This window comes from Mitsuokella sp. AF21-1AC (genome assembly GCF_003458855.1).
Lineage (GTDB): Bacteria > Bacillota > Negativicutes > Selenomonadales > Selenomonadaceae > Mitsuokella.
On the sequence record NZ_QRVW01000006.1, the window covers coordinates 1 to 13,151 of the forward strand.

Sequence of the window (13,151 nt, forward strand, 5' to 3'; positions counted from 1 at the left end):
TATGCGATTTTATTGTGCTTCAAAAAGCTGTAAACTGCTGTTAATCTTAGCATAGAGAGCCTTGAGAAAAAAGCGTATTCCCCAATGACGGCCCGTTCCTCTTACGGGACCCGGCAGGATGGGTAAAACAGGAAAGAGAGGGAGAACGATTGCTCAGTGATATCCAGATCCGTTCCATTGCGACGGATGCGGCCTATGAACGCGGCATGCGTTACTTCAGGCAGGGGCGTGTCCGTGAACTCGTGCAAACGGACCATAAGGGATGCCGCTTTTCTGCTGTGGTAGCCGGCAGCCATGACTATGAAGTACATATTGTCCTGACAAAGGATCTGAGCGAAGTCGAGCAGTACCACTGCACCTGCCCGGCTGCCATGCGCTATATGGGCGTCTGTAAGCACGTCGTGGCGGTACTCAAGGATATCGAATGTTTCCAGCGGGATTATGCTGCGGCGCATGCCGGTGACAGCCTGCCGGTTCCCTCGGGAAACGGAGAGATGCGCCCGAAGGCAGACGTGAAACAACGCCCGCGCAGCACGGATGGTGCCGGCCGTCAGCTCCTCGAGATGTTTGCGGGCAGGCATGGTACCTATGCTGCTGCTCAGGACCCCGTCTATCTCGTGCCGCGCCTCTTCGCGGACGGCCGGGCCGGGGACATGACGTGCTGGCTCGAATTCCGGCTTGGCACGGACCGACTGTACATCCTGCGTGACGTATTCGGCTTCGTGAAGGCCGTGGAAAACGGCCAGGAATGGGAACTCGGACGCCATACGACAATCCAGACTGACGGCCTGCGATGGGCAGACCGTATTTCAGAGGGAATCTGGCGCCTGATGATGCAGGCCCGGCGTGATGAGCAGAGCCTGGCACAGGGGATAGCGGAGCGGGCTTATCTCAATACCTTCCATCGCAGCCAGTACTTTGAGCATAAGAAATTTTATCTGTCAGCCAGTGCACTGCAGTCGTTTCTCGAGCTCGTGGGAGAGGAACGATTTGAACTTCATATCTGCGGCAGCGACGCCATCGATGTCTGCCTGTCCGCTGGGGACCCGGAGATTTCGCTGGACGTCATGGCACAGGATGATGGCGGCAGTATCCGGCTGGAGACGGGTGATATGGTGCCCCTTGACAACGATTGCCGCTTTCTTTACCAGGATGGCCGCATTTATCGGGAAAGTCCGGCTTTTTCCCGTCTCATCAAGCCCCTGCTGCAGGCCTTCTGGTCCCGGAGCCTCATTCATCTCGACGCGGCCGACGTATCGCGGTTCTTTGGCGAGGTCATGCCGCAGCTCGACCATGTCATCGAACTCCATGTCGATCCGGTTTTCCAGGAACGCTACTGCCTGACGCCGCTGACGGCGGAGCTTTACATCGATTACGAAGGCGAAGGGCTGGCCATACGGCTGTTGTTCTGCTACGATGACGTGCGCTTCAATCCAATCCTGGAGCAGATGCCTCCGCAGGCGGGCGGCCGTATCCTCGTGCGCAATGAGCAGGAGGAACAGCGTCTCTTGCAGCAGCTCGCAGCCTTTGGCTTTCATCAGCAGGGCGACCGGCTGGTGCAGGAAGAGGAGGAGCAAAGCTATGCCTTCCTCACCGAAGGACTGCCGGCCCTGCCCGATTGGGTGGAAGTCTTTTACGCCGAACTCTTCCAAAAACGCCCCGTTCGTCCTCTGCCCAAGATCTCGGCCGGCGTCAGTGTCAATGATGCGAATCTGCTCGAAGTGACCTTCAACATGAAGGGACTCGATTTCGAGGAACTCCTGTCTATCTTGGCGTCCTATCGTCAGAAGAAGCGCTATCATCGCATGAAGGACAGGAGCTTCGTGATGCTGGGGGAACAGCAGCTGCAGTCGCTGGCGGATTTTGTCGAGAATACGGGACTTGACAAAAAACATCCGCAGGACGGCAGCAAGGTGGAATTGCCGCTATCAGAGGCCATGTACCTCGATACGCTGGCCAGGGAGGATGAGAGTCTGCAGCTCGTGCGCAGCCGGCGTTTCCGCGAAATCGTGCGCAATATCCGCAACCCGCAGGACGGCGATTTTGATGTACCGGAATCCCTGCGCGACGTCCTGCGCGATTATCAGGTCACAGGCTTTGAGTGGCTTTCCACGCTGGCATCTTATGGCCTTGGCGGCATCCTTGCGGATGATATGGGCCTCGGCAAGACACTGCAGGTCATCGCGTTCCTGCTGGCGCGCAAGGATGCGTCGCAGCCGCCTTCGCTGGTTGTGGTGCCGACGTCACTGCTCTACAACTGGCTTGAGGAAATCCATCACTTTGCACCGTCTCTTTCGGCCTGCGCCGTGACCGGCACGAAGGCAGAGCGCACGGTCCAGCTGGAACGCGCGATGCAGAGCGACGTCCTCGTCACGACGTACAATATGATCAAGCGCGATATCGCACTGTACGGACAGAAGAAATTCCGCTACGTCTTCCTGGACGAAGCCCAGCACATCAAGAACCCTGCCACGCAGAGCGCACGCGCCGTCAAGAAGCTCTCGATGGGCAGCTGCTTTGCGCTGACTGGCACACCCATTGAGAATACGCTGACGGAGCTCTGGTCGATTTTCGACTTCCTGATGCCCGGCTATCTCTTCAGTCACGCGCGCTTCAAGCAGCATTTTGAAGTGCCGATTGTCCGCTCGGAGGATAAGACGGCGATGCAGGAACTTCGGCGCCGCGTCATGCCCTTCATCCTGCGCCGCATGAAGAAGGATGTCCTGCGCGAGCTGCCCGATAAAGTGGAGCGGCAGATTGCCGGCGAGATGACGCCGAAGCAGGCGAAGGTCTATCGTGCTTACTTCATGAAAAGCCAGAAAACCTTTGCTGCTGAGCTTGGTGATATGAACAGCGGTGACAATCGCATCCGCATCCTCGCCATCCTCACGCGCCTGCGCCAGATTGCCTGTGACCCGTCGCTCTTCATCGAGAACTACGACGGCGGCTCGGGCAAGCTGGATCTTCTCGAGGAGCTCGTGGCCGACGCTGTGGCTAGCGGCCATCGCCTGCTGATTTTCTCGCAGTTCACGACCATGCTTTCCCATATCGCCGCGCGCCTGCGCCAGCTCGGCCTGGCTTTCCTCTATCTGGACGGAGCGACGCCGGCTCTGGAGCGCATGAATCTCGTCAAGAAATTCAATGATGGCAGCACGCCGCTCTTCCTCATTTCGCTCAAGGCAGGCGGAACAGGACTCAATCTCACTGGCGCCGACATGGTGGTCCATTTCGACCCCTGGTGGAATCCGGCCGTCGAGGACCAGGCAACGGACCGCGCCTACCGCCTCGGACAGAAACGCAATGTGCAGGTGGTCAAGCTCATCATGAAAGACACGGTAGAAGAAAAAATCTACCAGCTGCAGCAGCGCAAGAAATCCCTGATCGACCAGATGATACGGCCTGGCGAGAATTTCTTGTCAAAGCTTACCGAAGAAGAGATTCGCGAACTGTTCCGCGGCTGAAAAAAGCGGGCACAAAAGCAATTCCCTCGAGTTGCTTTTATGCCCGCTTTCTGATACGCGAAGAGGGACTGCCGCAATCCTGTAGCAATCCCTCTTCAAAGCAGGGGTCCAGAGTGCCGTTCGCTTTAAATGCCTAAAACCTGCGAATAGCAGGTGGGTACCTTAAGTCCGGTTTCTGCATTCGCCGAGGCGAACATACGTCGGAATCAAATCAGGTTCCCTAGGAAAAATGTAGGTTAGACACTAATAAAGCTCACGCACACCCCAGGCTTATCCTTCTTTGTATGTATAATATCATAAAAAATATACAGGTGCAAGACTTGACAAATCGGACGGCAAGGCAGGTTGTAGAAAACAGCGAAATCCTTTATAATTATAGGACGGAAACAGGTTTTTAGCGTTCGATAACCGATAAAAAATCGTGCTCATGGCACGCGTAAAAGGAGAAATAAAAATGGCAATTACGTACAGCGTGGCAATCAGCTATCAGAAGGATCTCGGCTGGATTGATTACGACGCCGATCAAAAAAAAGCGACGGTTCATTTGGCCAATGAGGAAGGCAGGAAGCGCGTGGAGGATTACCTTGGCAAGACGCATCAGATCAACATCCCGCATGAGACACTGATGGATTTCACGCACGAGACGATTGACCCGCAGGCTGATGTCAAGAGCCTGCAGACGGCCCTGACCCGCCTCTGGGAAGCCACGGATGTCAGCGTTGACTGGAGCCGTCCTGTCGAGTATGTTCGTCTCCATCCGCACTATTGATAAACGAAATTTTATGATGGAAGCCCGTCTTTTTTTGCTGTTGTAATCAGCAGGATAGGACGGGCTATTTTCTATGCCGTGGCGTATTTGATCGCCAATCGTGTATAGCACTTTCCTCATATCTGGCGATAAAGTCTCGCAGGGTTGCGTTCTCGTGGCCGTAGACTTGTGTCAGGAAGGGCACAAGGTTTCGTTTTGTGGCGTATTGGTCGAGAGCGATGTAGTAGGGCACCTGGTTCTCGGCTTTGATGGAGATGGGCAGGAAGCCGCCCGCCATGAGCTGGTAGTTCATGATTATGCGGGATGTCCTGCCGTTGCCGTCCGCGAACGGGTGGATGCGCACAAACTCAGCGTGCGTCCATGCGGCAAACTCTACGGGATGCATGTTCTTTCTGTTGATTGGCATGTCCGCAAAGAAGAACCTGATTTGTTGAAGCATGTCGTATGGTTCGGGCGGACGATGCGACGCGCCGATGATGCGCACGGCATGGGGACGGTAGATGCCGCCTGGTATGATGTTCTGCATCAGGATTTCGTGGATGTCCTTCACGAGTTCTTCATCCAGCGGGCGGGCTTCTCGGATAAGCTGGCGAACGTAGGTAAAGGCGCGGTCGTGGTTCGTGACCTCGTACACCTCACGGAGCTTCTTGCCGCCAATGGAAATGCCGTCATCGAGCAGCACCTTCGTTTCCACAAGGGAAAGCGTATTGCCTTCAATCTGGGTGGAGTCGTGGGCATACGTTATGTCGAAGTCGCGGTTGTAGTTGTCGAGCACGTCAGGCGGCAGTGTGCTGGCGATGCAGGACATATCGGCCTTGAATCGGTCAAGAGACGTGTAGTCGAAGTCGGTCATGGTCGCGTTTCGTCCTTTCAGCGTGATAAAATGGAATAGCATTCATGGGGTGAGCGGCTGGCACTTCTGGTAGGTATACCCCTATTATGATTATGGTGCAACAATCCTATTGAAGTCAATAAAATCTACATCCCATAGGTGAGGCCATGGGATGGGGCAGGGCAGGATTTCCTTTCAGATGGCCTAGGCTGCGATTCCAGGCCCCGTCCGTGCCGAAGAATGGAACAAGGTAATGCGGAAACAGTCTGACCTTGAACGGGCAGCCGTGGTATTATAGGGAAAACTACTGTTTTTTGTTTTCATGGATTATTTATTCGGGTGGAGTTCTTCCGGATGGCGCGTCAGGTAATAGGCTGGATTTTCCATTGCCATGACCTGGGGAAGTGGTATGTGGTGAAAGATTGGAAGATGCAGGTGATAGTGGACCCAATAAAGTGCCCAGATGCCGATAGCGAGGAAGAGGGCAAATGTGAGCTTGAAGATCAGCATCCGCTCATCGGGGTCAGTCGAAATATAGTAGATCATATATATCGTCGCAATGATGCCGATTGCCTGGAAAAGTGGGAAGAGTGGCATCTTGAAGCTGCGCGGTGCCTGTGCCATTTTCTTGCGGAGAATGATGACATTGACGTGGCAGATGATATAGGTGACCATCCAGAAGAGGGACGAGCAAAGAATCAGGAATGTAATCGCTTCACCACTGCTGATATCGGTCGTCTCAATCAGGATTGTCGCGATGCCAAGCAGCCAGATGATGAGGTATGGTGCGCCGTATTTGTTCTTTTTCTGAAAGATGGCAGGCAAGAGACGGATTTTTGCCATGCCACAGCAGATTTCTGCGACGGAGCAAATGATTGAGTTCTGCGTGCTGACGGCGGCAAAAAGGGCAGCGACGATCATCCACCAGCGACCCGGTTCACCGAGGAGCGCTGTCGCGTAGAGAAGGTGCGGGGAGTCGTCTGCGCCGACGGCAGCCCAAGGGGTATAGTGGGAGAAGCCGAGAACCATGACACATTGGATGATGCCCATGATTGCGAGGGAAATGATCATCGCGCGAGGGACATTGCGCTTTGGGTTCTTCATATCCTTTCCCAAGGGTACGATGAACTCGGAACCGATGAAGAGCCAGAATGCGGTCGTCATCAGCGGGAAGATATCACCCGGAGAAAAGGATAGGACAGACGGCTGATTGACCTCGATACCAGTACCAAGTCCCAGGGCGCCAATCAGGCCAAGCAGAAAGAGAGAGATAACCATGAAGGATGCGATGACAGTCTGTACAAGAGCCGACATCGTCATACCGCGCAGGTTGATGAAAATCAGCACGATTGTCAGCGCGACGCTGTAGACCGAGGTCGGAATATCGCCGCCGATAAAGTTTGCCATGACGTTTGCAAACATTGCACCCTCGGCAGGTGCCGCAAAGACGTTGCTGATGATGTAGCCACCGACCATGACGACGATTGTCACGAATGGGCCAAGGCCGACGAGCGTGTACTGGGCGAGACCGCCGGTAAGGTTTGGCATCAGGGCATTCAGCTCGGCGATGGAACCTGCGGCCATCATATTCACCATGCACACAAGGATTAGAGCAATGATGAACGTGATACCGACTGTGCTCGCCCCTGAAGCGAGCGGGATAAAGCAGCTTGTCGCGATAATCATCCCGATACCGGTTGACACTGCGCCAAACAGGCTGATTTTGTTTTGCATGCGCGTTTCCTCCTCCACTAATGGATTGTGGCAGGAGTAAATCTCCTGCTTCGTTATGAAGTGATTATTCCACATTGTCTCCTTTTTCACAATGGGGAAAAAGATGCGATATACTGCTACCAAAGCATACTTTTCTGCTACTAAAGTACACCTTGTTCTCAGTCGAAAGAAGATAGGAAAAGAAGATTGGATGAAGTGTTTCAAAAAAGGTAGACTTTCGTAGTAGATGGTGCTATTATATCTTCATATAACAGAAATATGTTTCTTCCACAATGGAATAGAACAAAATCTGGCGCGAAAGCGTCTGGCAATGGTGCCGCATAGGGATGGGTGCAGTGATATGCTGCAGACGTCTCCTGTGCGGCTTTATTATTTTTGTATGGAAGCAACTTCTTATCAGGAGGGATTTACAATGCTGAAGGAATCTGAGTGGCTGACAGTCAACAATGTTTTGCTGGAACTTTATGCACAGGAAAATCTTGCGCAACTGACAAACAAGCTGATGCGCATTATCCGCATACTGATTCCATATACAAAAGGATTTCTTCTGCTGCTTGATGAAGAGGAAAAGGTTGACCGGGAAAATAGTGTCTTCTTCGGAATGTCAAACGAGGAAATCCGACAATACCTGCATACTTATTATGAAAAGGACTACATGCGTTATGTCGGCGATATGGCACAGGAGACAACGGTTTATCGGGATACGGACATCATCGACAACAGTATTCGGCAGAAGACGGAGTTTTATCAGAGCTTCTTGAAGCAGGCGGATATCCCCTATGGATGCGGACTGATGATTCAGCATGGAGGAAAGAAAATTGCAGCTTTCAGCCTTTTCCGGAGAGCACAGCTCGGCAATTTTACGCAGCAGAATATCGAGGTTCTCTCTGTTCTTCGGAAACATATTGAAAATATGCTGATTCGTGCGATGGCACCATCAAGAGAGCAGGATTTCAGGGAACGTGTCGCTTCTTTCGCAAAAGCCTATCATCTGACGGGCCGAGAGGAAGAGGTACTCGCTTTGATGGCGGAAGGACTCTCAAACCAGGAAATCTGCCAGATACTTGTCGTCAGTCTCTCGACAATCAAGAAGCACATCTACAATCTTTTCAGTAAGACAAAAGTCAACAGCCGCATGCAGCTCTTGCATCTTTTGATGCAGGGCAGGTGTACGAAAGTAGAAGAAGGTGCTACTTTTGCGGCAAAGGAAGCGATTTAAATCCCCTTTTCGGACCATAGAAAGGGTCTCCTAAACGGATTATAGTCTAGGTATGAAATGTGACAGAAGGAAAAAGCCCGACGGCTTTTGATTCTGATCCAGCCTGATAATCCGAAAGGGAGGCCTTTTATTATGCAGAAGATTTTTTCCAAAACCTTTCATCCTGGTGAAAAATGGTCTAGTCCAATTGGGCGTAACCGCTACCTTCATTTCAAGGCACTTGGCCCGAATGCAAATGTCTCGCTCCTTTTATATAACCTGCATGATCTGACAGAGCGCTACAATATGCCGGATACGCTGAAAGCACAGTTTACTGCGCATCTTACGGCGGGAAATGTTCTGATGAGCGATAATGGCCGCGTGCTTGCAAGTATCACGCAGGACAGTCTCGGTTGGCACGACTCCATCTCTGGTTGGACGACACGCATGATGACAGATGAGAAATACGGCAAGACGAGCTATCAGGAAAACCGTAACGACTATTATCGCGCTGGTGATGAGAACTTCAAAGTTGAGCTCGTGCGCAATGGTCTTTCGACACGCGACCTCGTTCCGTGTGTTAACCTCTTTTCAAAAGTATTTGTCAAGGATGATGGCAGTATGCACTATGATACCGAATGGTGTCCCAAGGATGCGACGGTAACACTTCGCACGGAGATGGATGTCCTCTTGATTGTGTCGAATACGCCGAATCCGCTTGATCCGACAGAAACGTATCCATCAGTACCAATTGAGCTCGATGTGTTCGAGGCTCCACCGGCAGATCTGATGGATCCCTGCGTACAGCATCGTCAGGAAAACTATCGTGCCTTTGAAAATACCTGGGATTACCTCAATCTGATGGGGTTGAAATAACGAACGGAAAGATAAAGGAGGAGCAACATGTACGGACTCATTGAAAAAGAAAGCGACTTAAAAGTAGAAGATGCCATCTATGATGAGAGCATTGGTGCTGGGCTTGGCTGGATTCATGAGCTGAAGAAGGGGCAGTCATTCCGCATCGTCGACATCGAGGGCAATCAAGCAGTCGATACTACGTTTTACGATGCGCACAATGTCGAGGATCACTACGGGGCTATCACGACGATTACGGCGCAGAAGAATATCTACCTGACAACGGGCAGTATCCTTCGCGCAGAGTCGGGAAAGCCGCTACTCGAGATCACAGCGGATTTGACGGGACGTCATGATACCCTAGGGGGGGCGTGTTCGTCGCAGAGCAACACGGTACGCTACTCACGTGATAAACGCTACATGCAGAGTTGCCGCGATGACTTCATGTTGCAGCTTGCAGAAAATGAGTGCTTCGGGATCAAGAAACGCGATCTTGCCCCGAATATCAATTTTTTCATGAATGTACCGGTCACCGAGGCCGGCGGGCTGAAGTTCGATGATGGTGTATCATCGCCGGGCAAATATGTCGAGATGAAGGCTCTTGAGGATGTCGTCATCTTGATCAGCAACTGTCCGCAGCTTAACAATCCGTGCAATGCCTACAACCCGACACCAGTAAGACTGCTGATTTGGGATGAATGAGAAGGAGGGCGTCTGAATGTTTACCAAAGTTCTGATTGCAAATCGCGGTGCTATTGCAACGCGCATTGAGCGCACACTCCGGAAGATGGGCGTGAAGTCTGTCGCCATCTATGCGACGGCTGACCGTGATAGTCTGCATGTCAGCGAGGCCGATGAGGCCGTTTCGCTTGGTGATGGCACGGTCAAGGAGACGTATCTCGATGCGGAGAAAATCTTGAAGATTGCAAAGGAGACGCATGCTGAAGCTATTCATCCTGGCTATGGATTTCTCAGCGAGAATACCGACTTTGCAAAAGCCTGCGAAGATGCCGGCATCCGCTTCATCGGGCCGACGGCAGAGGAAATCCAGCGCTTTGGTCTGAAACATTCGGCGCGTGCCCTGGCAGAGTCCGCGAATGTCCCACTCCTGCCGGGCACAGGTCTTTTAAGCGGCCTTGAAGAGGCCGTGAAGGAAGCAAAGCGGATTGGCTATCCGGTCATGCTGAAAAGCACGGCAGGTGGCGGTGGTATCGGTATCCGTATTTGTGAAAACGAAGAAGACTTGCGTCGTGACTACGATGCGGTAAAGCATCTTGCTGCCGTGAACTTCAAGGACAGTGGTGTATTCCTTGAAAAATATGTCCGCCGCGCGCGTCACGTCGAAGTCCAGATTTTCGGCAATGCAGAAGGCGAGGCCGTTGCAATCGGCGAGCGTGATTGCTCCGTGCAGCGCCGCAACCAGAAGGTCGTGGAAGAATCGCCTGCGCCGAATCTCAGTGACAATGTGCGCCAGAAGATGTATCAGGCAGCAGTGAACCTTGCGCATGCAGCTTCTTATCGGAATGCCGGAACAGTAGAGTTCCTCTATGATGAAGAGAGCGAAGGTTTTTATTTCCTTGAGGTCAATACGCGTCTGCAGGTCGAGCATGGCATCACAGAGGAAGTCATGGGCGTCGACCTTGTTGAGTGGATGGTCCGCGAGGCAGCTGGAGAGCTCCGAGATTTAGCGAGTAAAATAGGCAAACCGAATGGCCATGCAATCGAGATCCGTGTTTATGCCGAGGACTGCAGCAATGATTTCCGTCCGAGCAGCGGACGCCTCGACGACTGCCGCTTCGACCCGAAGGCGCGTGTCGAGACTTGGGTGAAGCCGCATATCACGATTTCATCGCTTTACGATCCGATGCTTGCGAAGATTATTGTTCATGAGCCTACGCGTGAGGCAGCCGTGAAAGAGATGCAACGTGTCATAAAGGCGACGAAGCTTTACGGCGTTACGACGAATCTTGAATATCTTTCCTCACTCTTTCAGGAGAAATCATATCAGGAAGGGAAGCTCTTTACAAAGATGCTTGATACCTTCCATCCGGAGGAGCATGCACTCGAGGTACTCGACGGCGGTATTCAGAGCACGGTGCAGGATGCCAAAGGAATGCTCGGCTTCTGGACAGTCGGTGTGCCGCCATGCGGTGCGATGGATGCTTACAGTTTTCGACTCGGGAACAGACTTCTCGGAAATGATGAGAATGCGGCCGGCATCGAGATGACGATGCGCGGCGGCAGCTATCGCTTCCGTACGACGACGACGTTCTGCCTGACGGGCGCTGAGATGCATGCTACGCTCGACGGAGATAGCGTGCCGCTTTATCAGGCAACGAATGCATCGCCAGGCAGTGTGCTGAAGCTCGGCACGGCAAAACAGGGCATGCGTACATATCTCCTCGTCGCGGGCGGCCTCGATATACCGAAGGTCATGGACAGCACGTCGACATTTGTCGATGGAAAGTTCGGCGGGCATAATGGCCGCGCGCTTCGCACAGGTGATGTCTTGAATCTTACCGACAAATGTCTGACAGGCTCGATTGACTCCTTCCCTGAGGAGTATGCACCAAAGATCACAAACCATTGGACGCTTGGTGTACTACCCGGTCCGCAGCCAACGGAGGAATATCTCGCCGCTTCTTATCTGACCACCCTCACGAGTGCTGAATACACCGTAAATTTCGACAGCGCCCGCACCGGTGTCCGTCTGAATGGACCAGTGCCAGAGTGGTCACGAGAGGATGGCGGCGAGGCGGGACTTCATCCGTCGAACATACACGATAATGCCTATGCCATTGGCACACTCGATCTCACCGGCGATCAGTCCATCCTGCTCGGCCCGGACGGACCGAGTCTTGGTGGCTTCGTCTGTCCGGTGACACTTGCTAAGGCCGAACTCTGGAAGATGGGCCAGCTTCATCCAGGTGACAAGGTCCATTTTCAGCTGCTAAATGAGGCGCAGGCAGCAGAGCTTCGCGAGGCGCAGGAGAAAAATATTGCTTTTGACTATACTGCCGTCACGCTGCCAGCGCCGGTAAAGGTCAATGCGATAGATGCAATCCTCGCACAAGGCATGGCCGATGATCTTCCATATGACATCCGTCTCGATGGTGAGGAAAACATCCTCGTCGAGATTGGCAAGATGGAGCTTGATATCGCTCTCCGCTTTCGCGTCCATATTTTGATGGAGACGCTGAAGACAGAAAATCTTCCAATCATCGACATGACGCCAGGCATTCGCTCCCTTCAAGTGCATTTTGACTGTAGTAGAATCACGGCACGCAAGATGGCAGAAAAAGTCGAAAAGCTCCTCTTGAGACTCGGTGATATCGACGATATCGAAGTCCCGTCGCGCATTGTCTATCTCCCGCTTTCCTGGGATGATCCGCAGACACAACTTGCTGCAAAGCGCTACCAGGAGACCACGCGTCCTGATGCGCCATGGTGTCCCAGCAATCCTGAGTTCATTCGCCGCATCAATGGCCTTGCGAGTATTGACGACGTCCGGGATATCGTCTTCCAGGCAGATTATCTCGTACTTGGTCTCGGCGATGTCTATCTCGGTGCACCGGTCGCGACACCAGTCGACCCGCGCCAGCGCCTTGTCACGACGAAGTACAACCCGGCACGTCCATGGACGCCAGAAAATGCCGTTGGCATCGGTGGTGCATACCTCTGCGTCTATGGTATGGAGGGGCCTGGCGGCTATCAGTTTGTCGGCCGTACTATCCAGATGTGGAATTCGCTGCAGACGACGAAGTACTTCTCAGAGGGCAAGCCATGGCTCCTTGATTTTTTCGATCAGATTCGCTTTTTCCCATGCTCCGCGGATGAAATCTTACAGTATCGCGAAGACTTTTTGCGCGGCAAGTACGATATCCGTGTCGAAGAGACGACGTTCAGTCTCGGCAAGTACAAGGAATATCTCACATCAATCGAGGATAGCGCGAAGGCATTCAAAGCGCATCAAGAGGCAGCTTTTGAAGCAGAGCGTCAGAGGTGGCACGAGCAGGGGCTTGATACCTTCGTATCCGATGTCCCAGAGTCGGTGCATAATGAAGTCGAGCTCAAGGACAGCGAAGACGGCATCCCCGCCAATGTCCCAGGCAGTGTCTGGAAGGTAGAGGTAAAGGAAGGCCAAAAAATCACCAAAGGAGATACGCTCTTTGTGCTCGAAAGCATGAAGATGGAGATTCCAATTACGGCGTCAGAAGATGGCGTGGTGTCCCGCATCTTCGTTGATTCCGGCAGTCCAGTCAATGCAGGCGATCTCCTCGCTGCTTATGAGGCAGGATGAGA

The 13,151-nt window shown here is 52.8% G+C and carries 8 protein-coding genes and 1 other RNA gene; 6 read left to right on the forward strand and 3 right to left on the reverse strand.

What is annotated here, in order from left to right; genetic code table 11:
* Positions 1–149: 149 nt before the first annotated feature.
* Positions 150–3,461, forward strand: coding sequence for a DEAD/DEAH box helicase (locus DWX75_RS03230; protein ID WP_199497508.1), 3,312 nt, complete (start codon positions 150–152; stop codon positions 3,459–3,461).
* A 101-nt stretch (positions 3,462–3,562) separates the two neighbouring features.
* Here the strand turns inward: DWX75_RS03230 and ssrS are convergent.
* Positions 3,563–3,735, reverse strand: a non-coding RNA gene (gene ssrS / locus DWX75_RS03235) — 6S RNA.
* A 180-nt stretch (positions 3,736–3,915) separates the two neighbouring features.
* On the opposite strand from ssrS, the gene DWX75_RS03240 reads away from it, so the two are divergent.
* Entirely contained in the window at positions 3,916–4,230 is a 315-nt protein-coding gene (locus DWX75_RS03240; protein WP_118014907.1) for a hypothetical protein, read from the forward strand.
* Between the two features lie 64 nt (positions 4,231–4,294).
* Here the strand turns inward: DWX75_RS03240 and DWX75_RS03245 are convergent, their stop codons facing one another.
* Both DWX75_RS03245 and DWX75_RS03250 read right to left on the reverse strand, forming a co-directional pair.
* Positions 4,295–5,083: a Fic family protein gene (locus DWX75_RS03245; RefSeq protein ID WP_199497509.1), complete on the reverse strand. Its 789-nt coding sequence runs from the start codon at positions 5,081–5,083 to the stop codon at positions 4,295–4,297.
* A 306-nt stretch (positions 5,084–5,389) separates the two neighbouring features.
* Complete coding sequence (locus tag DWX75_RS03250; protein ID WP_233519455.1) at positions 5,390–6,796, reverse strand: APC family permease; 1,407 nt, start codon at positions 6,794–6,796, stop codon at positions 5,390–5,392.
* Positions 6,797–7,208: 412 nt separating this feature from the next.
* On the opposite strand from DWX75_RS03250, the gene DWX75_RS03255 reads away from it, so the two are divergent.
* The 4 genes from DWX75_RS03255 to uca all read left to right on the forward strand — a co-directional run bounded on the left by DWX75_RS03255 (position 7,209) and on the right by uca (position 13,149).
* Positions 7,209–8,015, forward strand: a complete 807-nt coding sequence (locus DWX75_RS03255) for a response regulator transcription factor (protein WP_158558755.1) — start codon at positions 7,209–7,211, stop codon at positions 8,013–8,015.
* 132 nt (positions 8,016–8,147) lie between these two features.
* The gene (locus DWX75_RS03260) at positions 8,148–8,870 is read left to right on the forward strand and encodes an urea amidolyase associated protein UAAP1 (RefSeq protein ID WP_118014910.1); all 723 of its coding nucleotides are present in this window, start codon (positions 8,148–8,150) and stop codon (positions 8,868–8,870) included.
* A 27-nt stretch (positions 8,871–8,897) separates the two neighbouring features.
* The gene (locus DWX75_RS03265; protein WP_118014911.1) at positions 8,898–9,551 is read left to right on the forward strand and encodes an urea amidolyase associated protein UAAP2; all 654 of its coding nucleotides are present in this window, start codon (positions 8,898–8,900) and stop codon (positions 9,549–9,551) included.
* Positions 9,552–9,567: 16 nt separating this feature from the next.
* Positions 9,568–13,149 (forward strand): urea carboxylase, encoded by a 3,582-nt coding sequence (uca, locus tag DWX75_RS03270; protein WP_118014912.1) that lies wholly within the window; start codon positions 9,568–9,570, stop codon positions 13,147–13,149.
* The last annotated feature ends 2 nt before the right edge of the window (positions 13,150–13,151 follow it).